Origin of the sequence: Millisia brevis NBRC 105863 (assembly GCF_001552615.1) — a bacterium.
GTDB classification, from domain to species: Bacteria; Actinomycetota; Actinomycetes; order Mycobacteriales; family Mycobacteriaceae; genus Millisia; species Millisia brevis.
This window is the reverse complement of sequence record NZ_BCRN01000008.1, coordinates 190983-210518: the sequence shown is the minus strand read 5'-3', so window position 1 is coordinate 210518 and position 19536 is coordinate 190983. Positions and strand designations below refer to the sequence as shown.

Sequence of the window (19536 nt, the reverse complement as noted above, 5' to 3'; positions counted from 1 at the left end):
TCGCCGACCGGAACTGCCAAGCGTTCACCCGAGGGTGATCGCCTCCAGGCGTTCGGCGATGAACTCCCCGGCCACCACCGGCGGTAGGTCATCGCGTACCCCGATCGGCGGCCGCAACGGGGTGACGACGGCGTCGTGGTCGAGTTCGTAGAAGAAGATCAGCGACACCAGGTCCTCCTCGGGGGCGTCGTCCTGCGGCGGGAGCACCCGATGACGCCCGGCCGGCCAGCGCCCACCGGACCAGTATTCGAGCAGGTCACCGATGTTGATGGTCAACGCCGCCGGATCGTACGGCGCATCGGCCCAACCACCGTCGGCGCTGAAGACCTGTAGACCGCCGGGACCCGGCTCCCGGTCGAGCACGGTGACGGTTCCGAAATCGGTATGCGGCCCGATGCGGAACTGCCCGGGCTCGGGCCGGCCGACCGCGGTCATCGGCGGATAGTGATTGATATTCGACGTCCATGTGGCGGCGCCGGCAAGGTCGCGGAAGGGATTGTCGGCGTCGACCATCCCGAGCGCGCCGGCCATCAGGGCCAACAGATCGTCGGAAAGCGCCTTGACCCGGGTTGTCCACGCCTCGAACAGTTCTCGCAGACCGGGAGTCTCGGCGGGCCAGACGTTCGGAGCGAACCAGAAGTTGTCGACCTCGGGGATGCCGACCGGGGTTTGGGCCCCCGAGTTGTAGGTCTCCTTCAGGTCGGGCGGCGTCTCGGTGCCCTCGGCGTAGCCGTTGGCCTCCATCCCGGGCCCGATCCAGCCGCGGCCGCCGACGCCGACGGCGTACCGCCCCTTGGTCTCCGCCGGCAGGGCGAAGAACTCGCGGGCGGCGGCGCGCAGGTCGACGGGCAGACTCGGGTCGATCCCGTGTCCGGTCACCAACAGGAAGCCCGCCTGCTGCAGGGAGGTGTCGACGTCGACGCAGACCTGTCGAGCCTCGTGACCGCCGGCGCGCCATCGGGCGAGGTCCACCGTCAGGATCGGGCTCTCGCTCATGGTCGTCTCCGTTCTGCGGCGGTAGGACGCCTTCATGATCGCCCGGTGGCCGGCATTTCGCCGGATGGGCGGTCGGCGGCCGCGGGCACGTCCCGGCTATCGGTGGATCGGCAGGTCCTGGATAGGCCCGGGCGGGTCGACCATCCTGGAGGAACACCACCAACAAGGAGAATGTGATGCCCCGCAGGCCCATCGAGATCGACGTACCGGATCTGACCGGAAAGCGAGCCGTCGTCACCGGCGCGAGCGACGGGATCGGCCTGGGGATCGCAGGTCGGCTCGCCGCCGCGGGAGCCGAGGTGATCATGCCGGTGCGCAATCCCACCAAAGGCGAGGCCGCGATCGCGTCGATCCGGAAGGCCACCCCGGACGCGAACGTCTCGCTGCGACAGTTGGATCTGTCGTCGCTGGCGTCGGTCGCCGCATTGGGCGAGACGCTGCTGGCCGAGGAGCAGCCGATCCACATCCTGATCAACAACGCCGGTCTGATGACCCCGCCGGAGCGCCAGGCCACCGGCGACGGATTCGAAATCCAGTTCGGCACCAACCATCTCGGTCACTTTGCGTTGACCGGCCACCTGCTTCCGCTGCTGCGCGCCGGGCAGGCGCGGGTGACCTCCCAGGCCAGCGTCTCCGCTCGCAGTGGCGGTATCAACTGGGACAACCTGCAGTGGGAACGCGAGTACAACGGCGACAAGTCCTATAGCCAGTCCAAGATCGCCTGCGGCCTGTTCGGTCTCGAACTGGATCGCCGCAGCCGAGCCAACGGTTGGGGCATCACCAGCAATGTCTCGCATCCCGGTGTGGCGCCGACCAGCCTGCTGGCCGCCCGACCCGAGATCGGCCGTGACAGCGACACCCTCGGCGTGCGCCTGATCCGCGCGCTGTCGTCGCGGGGCATCCTGCTGGGCACCGCGCAGTCCGCCGGCCTTCCCGCCGTCTACGCCGCTACCTCGCCGCGGGCCGAGGGCGGAAAGTTCTACGGTCCCAGCGGCCCCGGCCATCTCGGTGGCGCCCCGGGTGAGCAGAATCTCTACAAGCCGCTGCGCAGCACCGCGGACGCCGCCCGACTCTGGGACGTCTCCGAGGAGCTCACCAAGGTGCAGTACGCCGCCTAACCCCGTCGTTCAGCCGGTCGGCGCGAGCCGCCATCCCGCCGCCCGGCTGCGTTCGTTCCAGAACGCCGCGTACCGACCGGCCAGCGCGAGCAATTCGTCGTGGGTGCCCTCCTCGACGATCCGCCCCCGTTCGAGGAACAGGATGCGGTCGGCGTGGCGGATGGTCGACAAGCGGTGCGCGACCACCAGAACGGTTGCCCCCGCGGTCAGTTCGCGAACGCCACGCACCACCGCCGCCTCGCCGGCCGGATCGAGCGCGCTGGTCGCCTCGTCGAGCAGCACCACCGGGGCGGCCTTGAGCAGGGCGCGGGCGATCGAGACGCGTTGACGTTCACCACCGGACAGCGCCGCGCCGCCCTCGCCGACGCGGGTATCCCACCCGTCGGGCAGCCGGTCGACGATCTCGTCGACCCGCGCGGAGCGGGCCGCCCGCAGCACCTCCTCGTCATCGGCGTCGGGGCGACCGATGCGGATGTTGTCGATCACCGACTGGTCGAAGAGGTAGACGTCCTGGAAGACCGGCGAGATCCGCGACAGCAGAACGCCGGAGTGGTAGTCGCGCACATCGTGGCCGCCGAATTCGACCGTGCCGGAGTCGACGTCGTAGAAGCGGGCGGCCAGCCGCAGCAGCGTGGTCTTGCCGCTGCCACTCGGCCCGACGATGGCGGTGGTCGTGCCGGGGGCCGCGGTGAACGACACATCGGACAGCACCGGTGTCGGATCGTCCTGCCGGTAGCCGAAGGTCACGCCGTCGAAGCGCAGCCCGGTATCGCGCGGCTGTGCGGACTGCTCCGGTTCGGCGACGGCGGGGGTGTTGAGCAGATCGTTGATCCGGTCGGCGGCCACCGCGGCGCCCCGGATCGCGGTGCTCATGTCCGCGGCCTGGGCGACCGGCTCGATGAAGCGTGAGCCGACGGCGATCAGGGCGATCGCCACCGCCGGCGACAGGTCTCCCCCGGTGGCGAGGCTCAGCACCAGCCAGACCAGCAGGATGAACGCCAGTTGGACGACGAAGGCGAACAGGAAGAGCGAGGGAACGGCCGCGAGGATCGAGGTGCGTCCTGCCTTGCGCTGCCGGTCGAGCGCATCGGCCAACTGTCCGGAGCCGTGCTCAACGGCGCCGAATGCCCGCAGAACGGGTTGTGCCTGAGCGAATTCGAGGACCCGAGTGTTGGCCTCTGCCGCGGCGGCATGGCTCCCGACGGCGGCGCGGCCGTAGAGCGAGTTGCCCCACCGATTCACCAGATAGAGCACCGGCGCGGCGATCACCATCGCCACCGAGACCCGCCAGTCGACGAACAACATCGCCACCGCAACGGTCGTGGGGACGATGATCGCGGTGACCAAGGGGGCGACCAGATGAGCGAAGACACCCATCACCTCGCGGGTACTGGAGACGATCACTCGCGACGCCCGCCCCGCGGTGGCGGGTCCGAACCAGCCGAGCGGCAGCGTGGCGAGGTGGTCGCCGAGCCGCATCTGCAGGTCGCGCAGCATGCCGATGCCGATGTTGAGGCCGATCATCGCCTGTTGGTAGCTCGCCACCGCGACGACGATCAGGGCAACACCGATACCTGCCAACCATGTCCAGGCCTGGTTGAGCCGGTCGTCGAAGACCGCTTCGAGCAACGGGGCGAGCATCGCGTATGCGATCCCCTGGGCCACGGCGAGAATCACCAGGGCGGCGGCGTAGCGCGGCAGCAGCGACCGGTGCGCCGGCGGTACCAGTGCGATCAGGGAGCGGATCATCGGGCGACCTCTTCGCTATCGGCGAGGTCGCGCACCGCGGCCTCGTTGGCATCCCACAGTCGGCGGTAGACACCGTCGACGTCGACCAGTTCCCGGTGGGTCCCTTCCTGGACCACCCGCCCCTCGTCGAGGACCACCAGACGATCGACGTCGGTGATCGTGTGCAGGCGATGCGCGATCACCAGGACGGTGCGGTCGGCGACCAGATGGGCCAACGCATCCTGGATGGCGGCCTCGGACTCCGGGTCGGCGAAGGCGGTGGCCTCGTCGAGGACGAGGATCGGGGTATCGGCCAGCAGGGCGCGGGCGATCGAGAGGCGTTGCGCCTCACCGCCGGAGAGCACCGCGTCCTCGCCGATCACCGAGTCGTAGCCGCGGGGCAGCTCCAGGATGCGCTCGTGGATCTGCGCCGCGCGGGCGGCCCGCTCGATCGCCGCGTCGTCGGCATCCGGGTCGGCGATCGTGAGGTTGGCGCGGACGGTGTCGCGCAGCAGCCGCACATCCTGGAAGACGAATCCGACGAGACGGTAGAGCTCCGCCGCCGGGATCGATCGGATGTCGCGGCCGCCGATGGTGATCCGCCCTCGCGTGACGTCGAAGAAGCGGGGCAGCAGCCGCGCGAGGGTCGACTTGCCGGAGCCGCTGGGGCCGACCAGGGCGGTGATGGTTCCCGGTGCGAGTTCGACGGTGACGCCGCGCAGCACGTCCCGGTCGGAGCGGTAGGCGAAGTGCACGTCCTCGAAGCGCACCCGGCCGGGTTCGCCGTCCACCTGCTCCGTCGGCAGATGGTCGAGTTCGGCGGTGGTGTCGAGGTCGCGCAGTCGGACCGCCGCCGCGTTCGCCTGCCGCAATGACTGGGTGGCGAAGCCGACGGTCAGCACCGTCGCGCCCAAGCCCGGCCCGAGCAGCAGGAACGGCAGCAGATCCAGCGGCGGCATGCCCGCACCGATCAACAACAGACCCGCGACCAGGACCACCGACATCAGGAAGACCGGGTTGAGCAGCACACCGGCACCCGCCTCGATCCGGGTCATCGGCGCGGTCCAGGCGCGGAAGTAGGCGGCGAATCCGTCGACGGATTCCTGAAATCGCTTGTGCGCGCGCCCGATCTGTCCGAAGGTCCGCACCACCTGGATGCCGTCGACGAATTCGACGGTCGCGGCCTCACCGCGCCGTTCCCAGGCGTAGTACTCGCGCATCTTTTCGCTGTATCCCGAGCCCATCATCTTGGCCAGCGCCAGGCTGTAGCCGAGCAACGGCAGCAACAGCACGATCGCGAGCCGCCAGTCGACCCAGAACAGATAGATCAGGGAGATTCCCGGAACGGCCATGGCGGCAACAAATTCCAGGCGGGCGTGGGCGACCATGACGTGCAGGGCATCGACGTCATCCTGCAGGAGCTTCTTGACGTCGGCCGAGCTGCGGTCGGTGAACCAGCCGAGCGGCACCCGGGTCAGCTTGGCGGCGAGCATCGTTCGCAATGTCAGCTGGTTGCGGTTGTCGAGGAAGTGGGTCCACAGCAGGGAGCCGGAGTAGAGCAGTCCGCGCACACCCAGGACGGCGATCGCGATCAACGCCGTGCGCCGGGCAGCGTCCGGGTCGCCGTCGAGCAGCAACCGGGAGGCTTCGACGATCAGCACGAAGGGCGCGACCGCGCAGACCGAGGCGACCAGCACGATCAGGCTCGCAACGGTCAGCCGACCACTGATCGGCGCCAGGATGAAGGCCCTCGCCTCCCGTTCGGCCCGCTTGGCCGCTCGCGGGTCGGCCGGCTCGGCCCCGGCCTCGGCCTCGGCCTCGGCCGGAGGTTTCTGATCGACGCCGTCCATCTCGCTCCTATTTCTCACACGCTATGGGAAACTGGCGCCCAGGGTATCCCCGAATCGTGAAGAAGGAAAGGCTTCCCTAAGCATGAGTCCACGGCGTATATCCGAGGGGTCCGGAGCGCGGCCGGGTCGACCGGCCCGCATCTCGCGGTCCGCGATCATCGAGACCGTCCTCGACCTCGGATTCGACGCCGCGACCACCTCGACGGTCGCCGAACGCCTCGGGGTCGACCAGTCGACGCTCTACGGTCACGTCCGCAATCGGGCGGACATGTTGGACGCCGCCGCCGAGGAGGCGATCCGCCGCATCGAGATGCCGCAGCCCGACGGGGGGTGGCGCAGCTACGCGCGGTCGTGCACCGAGGCCATCTGGGATATCTACGAACGTGTTCCGGGCCTATCGCGCTACCTGCGCACGACGATGAGCACGCCGCCCACCATGATCACGCACGCCGCGACCATGATGCAGACCCTGATCGATCTGACCGGATGCTCGGAGTATCTGGCCGCGTTGGTCGTCGACACGATCGGCGACATGGTCACCGATTCACACCTGATGATCACCGCGCTGGACGCTCCGGTCGCCGGGATACCGGGTACGCCGACCGGCCGGGAGCGGGCGTCGGCGATCGTCGACTCCGGCGCCTCCGATGCCACTGACGCCTCCGATGCCACGGATCGGTTCGCCCACATCATGTTCGAAGCGATGGGCACGCCGGAAGCACCCAGCACCTGGTGGCGCGACAAGATCGACCTGGTGCTCGACGGGGTCGCACATCGATTGGCGGAACCGGGTCGATCAGGCAGCGACCCGGAAGGACCGGGCGGCGATGGCCGTCCCGACCACCCCGATCACGATCGTCCACATGATCGAGGCGGCCACGGGTTCGCGTAGCGGCCACGCACCGGACTCGACCGGCACCTGCCCGCCGAACAGTTCCCGCAGCGCGGCGACGACGGCGCTGATCGGATTCCACTCGGCGACCTGCCGCAAGCCGACCGGCATGGTGTCGACCGGAACGAAGACGTTCGACAGCATCAGGGTGCCGAAGATCAACGGCGCCACCTGCTGCAGCATCAGCGGGTCGCGGATCGCCGTCCCCAGGGCCACCCCGAGGATCGACAGGGCGACCCGAAAGGCCAGCAGCAGAGCAAATCCGGCCACGACCATGCCCGCCGACGCATGGATGCGCCAGCCGATCAGCAGACCGGCTCCGGTCATCGCGCCGATGACGACGACGCCGGTGATCGCCTCGGCGACCGCGGATCCGAGCGGTACCGTCACCGATCGGATCGGCAGCGCCCGCAGCCGGTCGCTCATCCCCCGGTTCGCATCGGCATTGGCGGTGCCCGCGGTGGAGGTCAACCCCATGGCGGCGACCAGCACCAGTACCCCCGGCACCAGGAAAGCGCGATATTCGGCCGCGGTGCCTCCACCGGCGAGGGCCCCGCCGAAGAGGTAACCGAACAGCAGCATCATGCCGAGCGGCGCCGCCAGGGTGACGGCGAGCAGGCCCGGCGAATGCCGGTAGACCGTCAACGACCGCCGTGCGACCACCCCGACCGCAGGGAGGAGCGCGACACGGCGTTCGGTCGTGGGAGTCGTTGTGACACGGTCGATCACGGAGCTGTCCTTTCGGTCGCGGCGAGGAAGGCGTCGTCGAGAGTGGGCCGCCGACGGTCGAGGTCCCGGACCACGATTCCGGCGCGATCGAGCGCCCGCACGACCTCCACCAGCAACAGGTCCGCCGGGATCTCGAAGGTGATCCGATCGGCAACCGATCCGCCGGCGGCGCCCGCTCCGACCCCGGATCCGGTGTCCGCCTCGGTCGCGCCGGGCGCAGGCAGCGCGCGGCGTCCACCCAGTGCGGCGATCACCTCCTCGAGCCCATCGGGTTCGGCGGCATCGACCAGTTCCACGTCGAGGCATCCGTGGGCGCGGCGCACCACGGCGTCCGGCGCGCCGGTGGCGACCACGACGCCGCGGTCGACGATCGTCACCGCATCCGCCAATCGCGCAGCCTCGTCGAGATATTGGGTGGTCAACAGCACCGCGGTACCCCCGGCGACCAGGCCGCGTACGTGGTCGTGCACCGCCCGACGGTTGCGCGGGTCGAGCCCGGTGGTCGGTTCGTCGAGGAAGAGGACCGCCGGGGACGCGACCACCGCGCAGGCGATGTCGAGGCGCCTGCGCATACCGCCGGACCACGTCGAGACCAGTCGATGCGCGGCGTCGGCCAGCCCGAATCGGGCCGGTAGGTCGTCGATGGCCCGACGCGTCTCAGTCCTGGACAGCCCGCCCAGCCGGGCGATCATGCGCAGATTCTCGACGCCGGTCATCCTCGGGTCGACGGCACTGTCCTGCCCGATCAACCCGATGCGCCGGCGCACGAGGTCGGCGTCACGCACGACATCGGCGCCGAGGACGCGGGCGGTGCCCGCGGTCGGACGCAGCAAGGTGGCGAGCATCCGCACGATCGTGGTCTTGCCGGAGCCGCTGGGCCCGAGCAGCGCGTGCACGGTGCCGGGCTCGACCAGCAGATTCAGGGTGTCGACCGCGGTTCGATCGCCGAATCGTCGGGTGAGATCGATCGCCTCGATGGCTGCGTCCGTCATGAGAACCTCCGATCCGCAAACACTGTAAGCAGTTATAGCAGATTGCGTACATCGTTCGCATTTGTCGAAGGTGACCGGGCGTGCGGCATGCTGTAGGTCATGTCGGACGGGCGATCACTGTGGCGGCGGTCCGCCGATCGTCGACCGGGCCCCAAGCCGACCCACACCCTCGAGGACATCGCGGCGGCCTGCGTGCGGATCGCCGACGCGGACGGGATCGGCGCGGTGTCGATGCGGCGGGTCGCCGCCGAGTTGAACGCCGCGGCACCCTCGCTCTATCGGTACGTCGGCGGCAAGGACGACCTGCTCGCGCTGATGGCCGACGCCGTCCTGTCCGACGTCACCTATCCGCGCCCCACCGGCGACGTCCGCACGGATGTCCATGCCCTCGCGGAGGTGTCGCGGGCGATCCACCTGCGTCATCCGTGGTTGGTGGCGACCGCTTCGACGACGCAGCCCGGACCCCGCGCGCTGGTCTTTCTCGACCGCCTGGTCGGCGCATTGGCGCCGGGCATGCGGGAGGGCGATTCCCCCATGCTCGGCGCCGCGATGATCTCCGGCTGGGTGGCCATGTTCGCCGCCCGGCAGTCCTCCACCGAGTCGACCGCCGCGGTCGGCGCACATATCGCGGCGATGCTCGCCGACGGCGATCTGCCCCACCTCGCCGGGGCGATGAGCTCGACCGGACCGACACCCGGCGACGACGACACCTTCACCGCCGGCATCGACGCCCTGCTGTTCGGCATCGTCCGGGCGCGGACGGATCAGCCGCCGAGATAGCGCCCCGGCCGATGATTCAGGGCCAGAACGATATTGAGCACCACGGCGCCCAACGCCGAGATCAAGACGTTGGTGAACGGCACCACCGCGAGAGCGACCAGCACCACGACGACGTCGAGAGCCATCTGGACGTAGCCGGCCCGCCAGCCGAACCGCTCCTGCAGGATCAGCGCCAGGACGTTGAAGCCGCCGAGGCTCGCGCCGTGCCGGAAGAGCACCAGGATGCCGACGCCGATCATGAGGTTGCCGCCGAGCGCCGCGTAGAGCGCGGGCAGGTGAATGTCGCCGAGCGCCCACTGGTGCACCTCGCTGAACAGCGACATCGCCGAGACGCACACGATCGTCTTGAGCGTGAACGCCCACCCCTTGAGCCAGAGCCCGAGGCCGAAGAAGGGGATGTTGACCAGGATCAACAGCACGCTCAGCGGTAGCCCGGTCGCCAGACTGACCAGCAGCGCGACACCCGCCGTTCCGCCGGTCACCGCGTCCGCCGAGCGCAGCAGGAACAGCCCGAGCGACGCGAGGAACGTACCGGTCACCACGGCGAGGACGTCCTCGGTCGTGGTGTGGCGGATGACGGCCGGCTGCGGAATCGGCGGAACGGTCACGGCGAGTTCTCCTTCGCTCGACTCGGCTCGGTCATCGTAAGCGCGCCCGACCGGCCCCGCCCGTCCGCGATGCCACTCCACCGACCTCACCGTCCGCCGGGCCGCCCATCCGCATCGACTCCGGTCTGTATCGACCCCGTCCGCATCTGCCCCGGTCTATATCGACCACCGCCGGCATCGATCACCTCCGGTCGGGTGCGTCACCCGGGTGGTCGCGGGTCCCGACCCGGACCGATCGGGACCGGCGCGACCGCAACCGGGTCGGTACTAGCCGATCGGAGCGGGCATCGGCGCAACCCGGTACCCACACTCGAGCGTGTCGCCGGTCGTCGGATCCCCGAGCTCGACCCGCCAGGTGTCGACGAACTGGTCGACTCCCGGCAGCATCGAGATCGTTCCCGAGATGAGCACGGTGCCGCGGGTTTTCAGGCCACGCTCGGCAAGCACGTCGAGCCAGTAGAACGGATCGAGCAGGTCGGCGACCGTACCGTCCTGGATCAACGTATCGGCGCCGGCCCCTCCGTGACCGACCCACGCCCGCATGGTGATCCGGTCCAGGTGCCCGGCGATGTCGATCAGCCGCCACGCCTTTCGCGACAGCACATCCGGGGACGCGTTCTTGCTCCAGGCGACGCCGTGCCGTTCCAACTCCCGGTCGGTGTGGTCGCAGGCCGCGACCAGCAGGACGTCCTCGTCGCGATCGCCCAGCAGGACGATGCCCCATTCGGCCTCTCCCGACGTGCGGCCGTGCTGAACGCTGACGATGTCGGTCTGCTGCGCCAGGTAGGGCGAAACGGCGTACAGCGACGGCGTGGTGGTCGGCGCCGGAACGCCGAGTTCGGCCAATTCCGCGATGTGGTGCGCCACCTCGGCTTGGTTGCGTCCGGCGTAGCCGGCATTCAGCAGCACGGTGGGTTCGACGGACTCCGTGCGGCCATCGGGCAGGTGAAAGGTCAGCATGGCTACAACTCCTCGTTACGAGCTTGTTTCCGAATCTTCCGCGCAGTTGCGCATACCGCTTGTATACATCAAGTATGGAGGACGTACAACGGAACCCGGAACGACCGGGACTGAACTGGAGCTGAATTGCGATGACGACACCAGTCGACAGAAAAAGCCTCGTCAAGGCATTCGCGGCAAGCCTCACCGGCACCGCATTGGAGTGGTACGACTTCGCCATCTACTCCGCCGCCGCGGCCTTGGTTTTCCCGGCGGTCTTCTTCCCGTCGGACGATCCACTGACCGGAACCCTGCTGGCCTTCTCCACGTACGCCGTCGGATATGTGGCCCGCCCGTTGGGCGGCTTCGTCTTCGGACGGCTCGGCGACATCATCGGCCGCAAGCAGCTTCTGGTCATCACGCTGCTGTTGATCGGCGTGACCACGTTCCTGATCGGCCTGATCCCGCCCTACGCCAGTATCGGGATCGCGGCTCCGATCCTGTTGGTTCTCATGCGCTTTGCCCAGGGCGTCGCCGTCGGCGGCGAGTGGGGTGGCGCGGTCCTGCTGTCGAGCGAATACGGAAAGCCGTCGCAGCGCGGGTTCTGGTCATCTGCCGCGCAGATCGGCCCGCCCGCCGGCAACCTGCTGGCCAACGGCACCCTCGCCCTGCTCACGTTGGCCCTGACGGACAGTCAGTTCGAATCCTGGGGCTGGCGTATCGCATTCCTGCTGTCGGCCGTGCTCGTCGGATTCGGCCTGTGGATCCGCCTCAAGCTCGAGGACACCCCGGTCTTCAAGGCCCTGCAGGAGTCCGGCGAGCGCGCCGAGGCGCCGATCAGCGCGGTCTTCCGCACCCAGACCCGACCGTTGGTGGCCGCGATCATGTCCCGGATCGCCCCCGATGTGATCTATGCGTTGTTCACCGTCTTCTCGATCACCTACGGCGTCAACAAACTCGGCTTCGACCGCAGCCAGGTGCTGGTCGCCATCCTGATCGGCTCGGCCTTCCAGCTCGGACTGATCCCGCTGGCCGGCGCGATCTCCGACAGGATCAACCGGCGCCTCGTCTACGGCATCGCCGCCGTCGGCGGAGTCCTCTGGGTCCCGGTGTTCTTCCTCATCATCGGTGGCAGCTCGTGGCCGCTGATGATCCTGGGAATCGGCGTGGGGCTGGCCTTCCACTCCTTCATGTACGGACCGCAGGCCGCGTTCGTGACCGAGCAGTTCACCGTCCGGCTCCGCTCCACCGGCAGCTCGCTCGCCTACACCATCGCCGGCGTCTTCGGCGGCGCGCTTGCCCCGCTGATCTTCACCTACCTGCTGAGCCGGACCGACTCCTGGGTACCGGTGTTCTTCTACATCGCAGCCGTCGGCGTCATCACCATCACCGGGTTGGCGCTCGGCCGCAATCCCGACCTCGACGAGGAGGAGAAGTTCGCGGCGGTGCCGGCCGCTACGTCCGGAGAAGTACCTGCAAGGTGACCTCGAGGTGATCGTCGATCGCCTCGTGCGTACGAGCCTCGTCGCCACTTTCCAGAGCGGCGACGATGGCCTCGTGCTCGACACAGACCCGGCGTTGGCGATTCGGCGAGGCGAACAACGCGGCGAGACCCGCACGCATCTGCCGCACCCGCAGGCCGGCGTAGGTACGCGAGAGCAGATCGTTGCGCGCCGCGTCGATCAACGACTGATGAAAGAGCCTGTCCAGATCGATGAACGCCTTCGCATCATCACGGGAATCGCTGCCCGCCAGGGCATCCTGCGCCTTCGCCGCCTCACGCATCTCGGCGACCGGCGCGGTCCCCGTCGCAAGTACCCGCGATGCGGCGTGCCGCTCGAGCGCCCCTCGCAGGTCCATCAACTCGGTGAGCTGTCGCCCCGACATCGCGGGCACCAGGGCGCCACGCTTCGGGACCAGTTCGATCAATCCTTCGGCCTCGAGCATCAGCAGGGCCTCTCGGACCGGGGTGCGCGACACCCCGATCTGCGTCGCGAGGTCCTGTTCGTTGAGGAACGTCCCTTCGCTGGTCGGCGAGGTGAGGATCTGATCGCGCACGTACGTGTACGCCTTTTCCCGGCCCGAGAGCTTCTGCATACTGCCTGTATACACCCCGGCCGTGAGCCGGCTCGATCGAACGAGGAGCATGTCGTATGTCATCAACCCGGCGGATAGCGCTCGCGCAGGTGAACAGCACCGCGGACCCGGACGAGAATCTCGGAATCATCGAGAACCACACAGCCGCAGCCGTTGCCGACGGGGCGTCGATCGTCGTGTTCCCGGAGGCGATGATGCGTCGATTCGGTGAGCCGTTGGCCGAGGTGGCGCAGCCCGTGACCGGACCGTGGGCGAATGCCGTGCGCAGGATCGCCGAGCGCCACGGCGTCACTCTGGTCGCGGGCATGTTCACCCCCACCGACAGTGGGCGCGTGCGCAATACGGTGATCGTTGTCGGCCCCGGTGTCGACGCCCACTACGACAAGATTCATCTCTATGACGCCTTCGGGTTCGCCGAATCCGACACCGTGGCGCCCGGCACCGAGCCGCTCGTCGTCGACATCGGCGGGCTGATGCTCGGTGTCGCAACGTGTTACGACATTCGCTTCCCGGCCCTCTTCCAGACCCTGGCCGACCGCGGAGCGCAGTTGATCTCCGTATCGGCCTCGTGGGGCGCGGGCCCCGGCAAGGTCGATCAGTGGCAGCTGCTCGCCCGGGCGCGCGCACTCGACTCGACAACCTTCGTCGCGGCCTGCGGGCAGGCCGATCCAGCCGCCGATGGCGGGCCGGCGAGCGGATCCGCTCCGACCGGCGTCGGGCACAGCCTGGTGGTCGGCCCGAACGGCGTCGTCCACGGGGCCCTGGGAGCGGCATCCGAGCTGCTGATCGTCGACATCGATCTCGACGAGCTGGGAGCGGTTCGGGCATCGTTGCCGGTTCTGGCGAATCGCCGCAGCTTTCCCTCCGACGCGGAGGTCCTCACGTCCGAGCGGGCGTGAGGACGCCACCCGAGCGGCCGCGGACAGGCCGACCGAGCCATCATCGGTCGGGCTCCGCACCGGCCGCCGAAGCGTCACTCCCCCGCAGCCAGCACCAGTGTGCGATCACCGAAGGTGGCGGTCACCGCGATGGTGCCTCCGAGCGCTTCGACGTACGCCTTCAGGGTGGCGAGCGCCGATCGACCGAGATCACCGGCCTCCAGGGCGGAGATGGTGGGTTGGGTGAGGTCCAAACGCTCGGCGAGTTCCTTTTGGGTCACGCCCTGCTCTTCACGAATCTCGCGAAGTCGGTAGGCCCGCTCCTCCACCTCCATGCGCACCACGTGCTCGGTCACGGTGGCGATATCCACGGGACGCTTCGCCCGCACGTCATTCCAGGAAACAGTCTTGGGCTTGCTCATCTTCACTCCACCTCACCGTCGAGCCATCGATCGAATCGGTCGTCCGCTATCGGAATATTCGTGTCGTACCACTGCGTCCACTCGCCCGCCTTGTCGCCGGCGACGAGCAGGATCGCTCGGCGCCCCGGGTCGAAGGCAGACAGAATCCTCACCTTGCTGCGCCCCGTCGAACCCGGACGCAGCTCCTTCATGTTGTGATGCCGAGAACCCCGGATCCGATCGGCCGTCGGTCGACCCAATGAGGGGCCCTGCGATTCCAGGCGGGCGATCGCGGCAGCGACCAGGTTGTAGGTTGCATCGTCCAATCCCAAAACCCACGACTCCACGTCCTCCCAGAGCCGCACATCCCAGGGCACACCTCCGAATATAGATCAGGAGCGATATCGATTCAAGTCGATATTCATCGATCCATCCCGCGGCGTGCACACTCGGCTTCCGTGGTCACCGCGCCGACAACGACCGAGATACTCGGGAACCTCTTCCGCAGGAGTTGCGTCCAAGACAAAGGACCGCTGACGACGGAGGTAGACCATGCCCGAGGGTGACATCCTGCGCATCGAACCCGGCGCAGCCGAGCGCATCGCGCAAGCCTTCGACAAGCATGCGGACAACCTCGCAGATGCGGCCTTCCGCCTGAGGAATGCGCGATACTCCACGGGTTTCGCGGGCTTCCCGTCCGCAGTGGAACTCGACGACGGCTTCAAGAACAAGGCCACATCGGCGATTTCTCATCTGCAGGTCCAGATAGACGCGGCCCGAACCTGCGCCGCCCAGCTTCGTGCCGCCGGCGCGGCGTACGCGGAGACCGACACGTCCAGTTCGACGGCGATCCACGCCTCGGGCGACAGTGTTGCCCCCGGGCCGGGCCTGCGGTGAGGGTTCGAGCCACGATCGCGGGAACAGTTATCGCGACATCCGCCCTCGTAGGCTGCTCCAGCTCCCCGGACACCGCACCGACCGACACCCCTCAACCGACATCTGCGCAATCCTCGGCGTCCGCAGCAACGGCTCCCGCGTTGCCCGAGGTCACCTTCAACCCGTGTGACGACATCGGCGATGCACTACTGCTTCGATTCGGTTTGGATCCCGCAAATCGGGACCGGAACGAGTTTGCGCTCGGGAGGGAGACCATCCTGGCGTGCAATGTCGTCGGCGACCACCGCGCGGTGGGCTTCGTCGCCCAAAACACAGCATGGGAGGACATACCCTTCGACGTCACGCCGCAGCCGGCCTCCGTCAACGGACGGGAAGCGTGGTACGTCCCCGGCGGACTGAGCGATGACTCGTGCACCGTCCTGATGCGCACGAACTTCGGGGCGGTCATCGTGGACAGCGCCCCCGGACTGAGCCGACATCCGGACCCGAGTCTGGATCGCTGCGACTCGATCATGGAGATCGCCGAAGCGGTCGAACCGCTTATCGACAACTGAAATCTCGGGCATCGCACCGAATCGCGGCGTGCACTCTCGGCTTTATTCATCGACAACCACCTGAGCACCGCAGCCGGCTACAGGCACGCCAACGACGCCGTTCGGAACATTCGGATAGCCTTGCCTTACTTATCATCTGAATTTTCCGAAACCTCGCTTCGGCCCCATCCAATCACCTGACGTTGTCGCCCACACCGCCTACTCTGAGTGTCGTAGCTCACATTGGTACGCCCGTGTGATTTCTGCGATGGCGATGGGGAGGTGGGTCGGTGAACCCGTTCGTGCCGATCCTCGTGCTCGGCGGAATCGCCGCGGTCTTCGCCGTGGTGTCGATGGGGATCGCCCAGTTGGTCGGGCCCCAGCGGTACAACCGCGCGAAGGTCGAGCCCTACGAATGCGGTGTCGAGCCCACCCCGCAGCCCGAGGGCGGTGGCCGCTTCCCGGTGAAGTTCTATCTGACCGCAATGCTCTTCATCATCTTCGATATCGAGATCGTCTTCATGTACCCGTGGGCGGTCCACTTCGACGCGCTCGGCCTGTTCGGCCTGGTCGCGATGGCCATCTTTCTGTTCAACGTCTCGGTGGCCTACGTCTACGAGTGGCGGCGGGAGGGTCTGCGATGGGACTAGAACGCGCCCGCGCGACCCGTCGGCAGCGGGCACGCGACCGACCTCGACCGGAATGCGACTAGGAGCGGATCGATGGGTATCGAAGAGAAGGTTCCGAGCGGCTTCCTGCTGACCACGGTCGAGAAGTTCGCCGGCTTCGCCCGCCGCGGCTCGCTGTGGCCGGCGACCTTCGGCCTCGCCTGCTGCGCGATCGAGATGATGGCGACGACGGGCGGTCGATACGACATCGCCCGGTTCGGCATGGAAGCATTTCGCGCCTCCCCCCGGCAGGCCGACCTGATGATCGTCGCCGGCCGGGTCAGCCAGAAGATGGCCCCGGTCCTGCGGCAGGTCTACGACCAGATGGCCGAACCGAAATGGGTACTGGCCATGGGTGTTTGCGCTTCCTCGGGTGGCATGTTCAACAACTACGCCGTCGTCCAGGGCGTCGATCACGTCGTCCCGGTCGACATCTACCTGCCCGGCTGCCCACCGCGCCCCGAGATGCTGATGAACGCGATCATCACCCTGCACCACAAGATCCAGGAGATGCCACTGGGCGTCAACCGGGAGTTGGCCATCGCAGAGGCGGAGAAGGCAGCGTTGGCCTCGCCGACCACCCTCGAACTCAAGGGGCTGCTGCGATGAGCGACTCCCCGAACCGCGGCGGCGCCGAGCGACGCGGCATGTTCGGCGTCCTCGGCAGCGGCGATACCTCCGGCTACGGCCGCCTGGTCCGGCCGATCCCGCTGCCGAACGCGACCCAACCCCCGTACGGCGGCTGGTTCGACGAGGTGGTCGACACCCTCACCGAGGTGCTGCCCGAGTACGGCGCCGACGCCGAGGCGGCGATCGAGCAGGTGGTGATCTTCCGCGACGAGGTAACTCTGCACATCGCCCGCGAGCATCTGCCGACCGTCGCCCTCGCCCTGCGGAACGACCCGCAGCTGCGGTTCGAATTGTGTCTGGGCGTCAACGGCGTTCACTATCCGGAGCAGACCGGCCGGGAACTGCACGCCGTATACCCGCTGGTGTCGATCACCCACAATCGGCGGCTGCGGCTCGAGGTCTCGGTCGGCGACGACGACCGGCACATCCCCTCGCTGTATCCGGTCTATCCGACCAACGACTGGCACGAGCGGGAGACCTGGGATTTCTTCGGCATCATCTTCGACGGCCACCCGTCGCTGACCCGCATCGCGATGCCGGACGACTGGGACGGCCACCCGCAGCGCAAGGACTACCCCCTCGGCGGCGTCCCGGTCGAGTACAAGGGGGCGCGGATCGCGCCGCCCGATCAGCGGAGGTCGTACAACTGATGACCGACACCACGCACGAGGCCGACACCCGCCCGGCACCCACCGAGATCACCGTCGCCGGCGGCGACTGGGAGGACGTCATCGAGGCGGCGCGGCAGACCTCCGGCGGCATCGAAACGATGGCCGAGGAGCGCATCGTCGTCAATATGGGTCCGCAGCATCCGTCCACCCACGGGGTGCTGCGGCTGATCCTCGAGATCGACGGCGAGACCGTCACCGAGGCCCGGTGCGGAATCGGCTACCTGCACACCGGAATCGAGAAGAATCTCGAACACCGCACCTGGACGCAGGGCGTCACCTTCGTCACCCGGATGGACTATCTGTCGCCGTTCTTCAACGAGACCGCGTACTGCCTGGGCGTCGAGAAGCTCCTGGGCATCACCGACGACATCCCCGAACGCGCGACGGTGCTGCGCGTGTTGTTGATGGAGCTCAACCGCATCACCTCGCATCTGGTGGCGCTGGCCACCGGCGGCATGGAACTCGGCGCCGTCACCCCGATGTTCACCGGATTCGGTATCCGCGAACGCATTCTGGACGTCTTCGAGGCGATCTCGGGCCTGCGGATGAACCACGCCTTCGTGCGGCCCGGCGGGCTCGCGCAGGACATGCCGGACGGCGGCGAGGAGGCGATCCGCGATCTGCTGCGCATGCTGCCCGGCTCGCTCGCGGAGATGTCGGCACTGCTGACCGACAACCCGATCTGGAAGGGCCGCACCGAGAACGTCGGCTTCCTGGACCTGACCGGGTGCATGGCGCTCGGGGTGACCGGACCGGTGCTGCGCGCCACGGGGCTGCCCTACGACATTCGTCGGGCGCAGCCCTACTGCGGCTACGAGACCTACGACTTCGACGTGATCACCGGCACGGGTGCGGACTGCTACGAGCGCTACCTGATCCGGGTCAAGGAGATGACCGAGTCGGTGAAGATCGTCGAGCAGTGCATGGATCGGCTGCGGCCCGGGCCGGTGATGATCACCGACCGCAAGCTCGCCTGGCCGGCCGATCTGCAGCTCGGCCCCGACGGTCTGGGCAACTCGCCCGAGCACATCGCCACGATCATGGGCCGCTCGATGGAGGACCTGATCCACCACTTCAAGCTGGTGACCGAAGGGATGCGGGTCCCCGCCGGCCAGGTGAACGTGTCGGTGGAATCGCCGCGCGGCGAACTGGCCGTGCACATGGTCTCCGACGGCGGAACCCGGCCCTATCGGGTGCATTTCCGCGATCCGTCGTTCACGAACCTCCAGGCGGTCGCCGCGGTCTGCGAAGGCGGCATGGTCGCCGACGTGATCGCCGCGGTCGCGAGTATCGATCCGGTGATGGGAGGTGTCGACCGATGAGCGCCACCGGGACCAACGGAGACCACGGCGCGGCGGGGGGCACCGGACCGATACTGCTGCGGATCGGCCGCCCGCCGAGCGAGCAACCCGCGGAGCCGTATCCGGCCGAGGTGCGGATGGGGCTCGAACGCGATGCCCGCACGATCATCGCCCGCTATCCGCAGAAGCGGTCGGCGCTGTTGCCGCTGCTGCATCTGGTCCAGTCGGTCGACGGCTACGTCACCCCGACCGGAATCGCGTTCTGCGCGGACATGATCGGGCTGACACAGGCCGAGACGGCGGCCGTCGCCACCTTCTACTCGATGTACCGCCGCGAGCCGACCGGGACCTACCGGGTCGGGGTGTGCACCACGACGCTCTGCGCGGTCCTCGGCGGCGACGAGATCCTCGCCACGCTGCGCGACCATCTCGGCGTCGACCACGGCGAGACCACCGACGACGGGGCGATCACGCTCGAACACCTCGAATGCAACGCCGCTTGCGATTACGCCCCGGTGATGATGGTCAACTGGGAATTCTTTGACAATCAGACACCGCAGTCGGCACGCGATCTGGTCGACGCCCTGCGCGCCGGGCAGACGGTGTCGCCCACCCGCGGGGCGCCGCTGTGCACCTTCCGGGAGACCGAGCGCATCCTGGCCGGCTTCCCGGACGAACGGCCCGGCGCGCTCGACGCGAGCGGCGCGGGCGGCGATCCGACCCTCGCCGGTCTGCGGGTGGCCCGCGCGAACGGCATGCGCGCCCCCGCCTTCCCCGAACCCACCGGTGACGCCACACCGGATACCGGCCCGGCGGAAGGGAACTGAC

General features: G+C 68.2%; 22 protein-coding genes. 12 read left to right on the top strand and 10 right to left on the bottom strand.

Annotated elements, in window-relative coordinates:
* Nucleotides 1-24: 24 nt before the first annotated feature.
* Complete coding sequence (locus MB1_RS13410; protein ID WP_066907889.1) at nt 25-996, bottom strand: isopenicillin N synthase family dioxygenase; 972 nt, start codon at nt 994-996, stop codon at nt 25-27.
* 176 nt (nt 997-1172) lie between these two features.
* On the opposite strand from MB1_RS13410, the gene MB1_RS13405 reads away from it, so the two are divergent.
* Complete coding sequence (locus MB1_RS13405) at nt 1173-2114, top strand: SDR family oxidoreductase (protein ID WP_066908046.1); 942 nt, start codon at nt 1173-1175, stop codon at nt 2112-2114.
* Between the two features lie 9 nt (nt 2115-2123).
* On the opposite strand, the gene MB1_RS13400 is transcribed toward MB1_RS13405, so the two are convergent.
* Both MB1_RS13400 and MB1_RS13395 read right to left on the bottom strand, forming a co-directional pair.
* Entirely contained in the window at nt 2124-3863 is a 1740-nt protein-coding gene (locus MB1_RS13400) for an ABC transporter ATP-binding protein (protein ID WP_066907886.1), read from the bottom strand.
* Nucleotides 3860-5692 (bottom strand): ABC transporter ATP-binding protein, encoded by a 1833-nt coding sequence (locus MB1_RS13395; protein ID WP_066907883.1) that lies wholly within the window; start codon nt 5690-5692, stop codon nt 3860-3862. The genes MB1_RS13400 and MB1_RS13395 overlap by 4 nt, the downstream gene beginning before the upstream one ends.
* Nucleotides 5693-5774: 82 nt before the next feature.
* Here MB1_RS13395 and MB1_RS13390 point away from each other — a divergent pair, with 82 nt between their 5' ends.
* Nucleotides 5775-6584: a TetR/AcrR family transcriptional regulator gene (locus MB1_RS13390; protein ID WP_066907880.1), complete on the top strand. Its 810-nt coding sequence runs from the start codon at nt 5775-5777 to the stop codon at nt 6582-6584.
* Here MB1_RS13390 and MB1_RS13385 read toward each other — a convergent pair.
* Together MB1_RS13385 and MB1_RS13380 are read right to left on the bottom strand one after the other, a co-directional pair.
* Nucleotides 6489-7313: an ABC transporter permease gene (locus MB1_RS13385; protein ID WP_066907877.1), complete on the bottom strand. Its 825-nt coding sequence runs from the start codon at nt 7311-7313 to the stop codon at nt 6489-6491. The two genes, MB1_RS13390 and MB1_RS13385, sit on opposite strands and share 96 nt — an antisense overlap.
* Nucleotides 7310-8305 carry an ABC transporter ATP-binding protein gene (locus MB1_RS13380; protein ID WP_066907874.1) on the bottom strand — a complete coding sequence of 332 codons (996 nt, stop codon included), beginning with the start codon at nt 8303-8305 and terminating at the stop codon, nt 7310-7312. Before MB1_RS13380 ends, MB1_RS13385 begins: the two co-directional genes overlap by 4 nt.
* 99 nt (nt 8306-8404) lie before the next feature.
* On the opposite strand from MB1_RS13380, the gene MB1_RS13375 reads away from it, so the two are divergent.
* Nucleotides 8405-9085, top strand: coding sequence for a TetR/AcrR family transcriptional regulator (locus tag MB1_RS13375; protein ID WP_066907870.1), 681 nt, complete (start codon nt 8405-8407; stop codon nt 9083-9085).
* Here the strand turns inward: MB1_RS13375 and MB1_RS13370 are convergent.
* Both MB1_RS13370 and MB1_RS13365 read right to left on the bottom strand, forming a co-directional pair.
* Nucleotides 9070-9693: a YitT family protein gene (locus MB1_RS13370; protein ID WP_066908043.1), complete on the bottom strand. Its 624-nt coding sequence runs from the start codon at nt 9691-9693 to the stop codon at nt 9070-9072. The two genes, MB1_RS13375 and MB1_RS13370, sit on opposite strands and share 16 nt — an antisense overlap.
* 267 nt (nt 9694-9960) lie before the next feature.
* Complete coding sequence (locus tag MB1_RS13365) at nt 9961-10653, bottom strand: DUF2848 domain-containing protein (RefSeq protein ID WP_066907867.1); 693 nt, start codon at nt 10651-10653, stop codon at nt 9961-9963.
* Nucleotides 10654-10784: 131 nt separating this feature from the next.
* Between MB1_RS13365 and MB1_RS13360 the strand changes: the two genes are divergently transcribed.
* The gene (locus MB1_RS13360; protein ID WP_066907864.1) at nt 10785-12116 is read left to right on the top strand and encodes an MFS transporter; all 1332 of its coding nucleotides are present in this window, start codon (nt 10785-10787) and stop codon (nt 12114-12116) included.
* Here MB1_RS13360 and MB1_RS13355 read toward each other — a convergent pair.
* Complete coding sequence (locus tag MB1_RS13355) at nt 12088-12729, bottom strand: GntR family transcriptional regulator (RefSeq protein WP_066907861.1); 642 nt, start codon at nt 12727-12729, stop codon at nt 12088-12090. The genes MB1_RS13360 and MB1_RS13355 overlap by 29 nt on opposite strands.
* 56 nt (nt 12730-12785) lie before the next feature.
* Here MB1_RS13355 and MB1_RS13350 point away from each other — a divergent pair, with 56 nt between their 5' ends.
* Nucleotides 12786-13628, top strand: a complete 843-nt coding sequence (locus tag MB1_RS13350; protein WP_066907858.1) for a carbon-nitrogen hydrolase family protein — start codon at nt 12786-12788, stop codon at nt 13626-13628.
* Nucleotides 13629-13702: 74 nt separating this feature from the next.
* On the opposite strand, the gene MB1_RS13345 is transcribed toward MB1_RS13350, so the two are convergent.
* Both MB1_RS13345 and MB1_RS13340 read right to left on the bottom strand, forming a co-directional pair.
* Nucleotides 13703-14029, bottom strand: coding sequence for a helix-turn-helix domain-containing protein (locus MB1_RS13345; protein ID WP_066907855.1), 327 nt, complete (start codon nt 14027-14029; stop codon nt 13703-13705).
* A gap of 2 nt (nt 14030-14031) precedes the next feature.
* The gene (locus MB1_RS13340) at nt 14032-14385 is read right to left on the bottom strand and encodes a type II toxin-antitoxin system RelE/ParE family toxin (RefSeq protein WP_066907852.1); all 354 of its coding nucleotides are present in this window, start codon (nt 14383-14385) and stop codon (nt 14032-14034) included.
* A gap of 175 nt (nt 14386-14560) precedes the next feature.
* Here MB1_RS13340 and MB1_RS26035 point away from each other — a divergent pair, with 175 nt between their 5' ends.
* From MB1_RS26035 to nuoE, 7 genes are all read left to right on the top strand, one after another.
* Nucleotides 14561-14905, top strand: coding sequence for a hypothetical protein (locus MB1_RS26035; protein ID WP_066907849.1), 345 nt, complete (start codon nt 14561-14563; stop codon nt 14903-14905).
* Nucleotides 14902-15459, top strand: a complete 558-nt coding sequence (locus MB1_RS25110) for a DUF3558 family protein (protein WP_169801656.1) — start codon at nt 14902-14904, stop codon at nt 15457-15459. Before MB1_RS26035 ends, MB1_RS25110 begins: the two co-directional genes overlap by 4 nt.
* Before the next feature lie 269 nt (nt 15460-15728).
* Nucleotides 15729-16088 carry an NADH-quinone oxidoreductase subunit A gene (locus tag MB1_RS13325; RefSeq protein WP_066907843.1) on the top strand — a complete coding sequence of 120 codons (360 nt, stop codon included), beginning with the start codon at nt 15729-15731 and terminating at the stop codon, nt 16086-16088.
* A 72-nt stretch (nt 16089-16160) separates the two neighbouring features.
* Complete coding sequence (locus MB1_RS13320) at nt 16161-16715, top strand: NuoB/complex I 20 kDa subunit family protein (RefSeq protein ID WP_066907840.1); 555 nt, start codon at nt 16161-16163, stop codon at nt 16713-16715.
* Nucleotides 16712-17386: an NADH-quinone oxidoreductase subunit C gene (locus MB1_RS13315; RefSeq protein ID WP_066907837.1), complete on the top strand. Its 675-nt coding sequence runs from the start codon at nt 16712-16714 to the stop codon at nt 17384-17386. Before MB1_RS13320 ends, MB1_RS13315 begins: the two co-directional genes overlap by 4 nt.
* Nucleotides 17386-18729 (top strand): NADH-quinone oxidoreductase subunit D, encoded by a 1344-nt coding sequence (locus MB1_RS13310; RefSeq protein WP_066907836.1) that lies wholly within the window; start codon nt 17386-17388, stop codon nt 18727-18729. Before MB1_RS13315 ends, MB1_RS13310 begins: the two co-directional genes overlap by 1 nt.
* Nucleotides 18726-19535 (top strand): NADH-quinone oxidoreductase subunit NuoE, encoded by an 810-nt coding sequence (nuoE, locus tag MB1_RS13305; RefSeq protein ID WP_066907832.1) that lies wholly within the window; start codon nt 18726-18728, stop codon nt 19533-19535. Before MB1_RS13310 ends, nuoE begins: the two co-directional genes overlap by 4 nt.
* Nucleotide 19536: the final 1 nt, after the last annotated feature.

Excerpts from the sequence above, each read along its gene's own strand:
- MB1_RS13410 (WP_066907889.1), bottom strand. The coding sequence starts at position 996 with ATGAGCGAGAGCCCGATCCTGACGGTGGACCTCGCCCGATGGCGCGCC.
- MB1_RS13405 (WP_066908046.1), top strand. The coding sequence starts at position 1,173 with ATGCCCCGCAGGCCCATCGAGATCGACGTACCGGATCTGACCGGAAAG.
- MB1_RS13400 (WP_066907886.1), bottom strand. The coding sequence starts at position 3,863 with ATGATCCGCTCCCTGATCGCACTGGTACCGCCGGCGCACCGGTCGCTG.
- MB1_RS13395 (WP_066907883.1), bottom strand. The coding sequence starts at position 5,692 with ATGGACGGCGTCGATCAGAAACCTCCGGCCGAGGCCGAGGCCGAGGCC.
- MB1_RS13390 (WP_066907880.1), top strand. The coding sequence starts at position 5,775 with ATGAGTCCACGGCGTATATCCGAGGGGTCCGGAGCGCGGCCGGGTCGA.
- MB1_RS13380 (WP_066907874.1), bottom strand. The coding sequence starts at position 8,305 with ATGACGGACGCAGCCATCGAGGCGATCGATCTCACCCGACGATTCGGC.
- MB1_RS13375 (WP_066907870.1), top strand. The coding sequence starts at position 8,405 with ATGTCGGACGGGCGATCACTGTGGCGGCGGTCCGCCGATCGTCGACCG.
- MB1_RS13365 (WP_066907867.1), bottom strand. The coding sequence starts at position 10,653 with ATGCTGACCTTTCACCTGCCCGATGGCCGCACGGAGTCCGTCGAACCC.
- MB1_RS13360 (WP_066907864.1), top strand. The coding sequence starts at position 10,785 with ATGACGACACCAGTCGACAGAAAAAGCCTCGTCAAGGCATTCGCGGCA.
- MB1_RS13355 (WP_066907861.1), bottom strand. The coding sequence starts at position 12,729 with ATGCAGAAGCTCTCGGGCCGGGAAAAGGCGTACACGTACGTGCGCGAT.
- MB1_RS13350 (WP_066907858.1), top strand. The coding sequence starts at position 12,786 with ATGTCATCAACCCGGCGGATAGCGCTCGCGCAGGTGAACAGCACCGCG.
- MB1_RS13345 (WP_066907855.1), bottom strand. The coding sequence starts at position 14,029 with ATGAGCAAGCCCAAGACTGTTTCCTGGAATGACGTGCGGGCGAAGCGT.
- MB1_RS26035 (WP_066907849.1), top strand. The coding sequence starts at position 14,561 with ATGCCCGAGGGTGACATCCTGCGCATCGAACCCGGCGCAGCCGAGCGC.
- MB1_RS13320 (WP_066907840.1), top strand. The coding sequence starts at position 16,161 with ATGGGTATCGAAGAGAAGGTTCCGAGCGGCTTCCTGCTGACCACGGTC.
- MB1_RS13315 (WP_066907837.1), top strand. The coding sequence starts at position 16,712 with ATGAGCGACTCCCCGAACCGCGGCGGCGCCGAGCGACGCGGCATGTTC.
- MB1_RS13310 (WP_066907836.1), top strand. The coding sequence starts at position 17,386 with ATGACCGACACCACGCACGAGGCCGACACCCGCCCGGCACCCACCGAG.
- nuoE (WP_066907832.1), top strand. The coding sequence starts at position 18,726 with ATGAGCGCCACCGGGACCAACGGAGACCACGGCGCGGCGGGGGGCACC.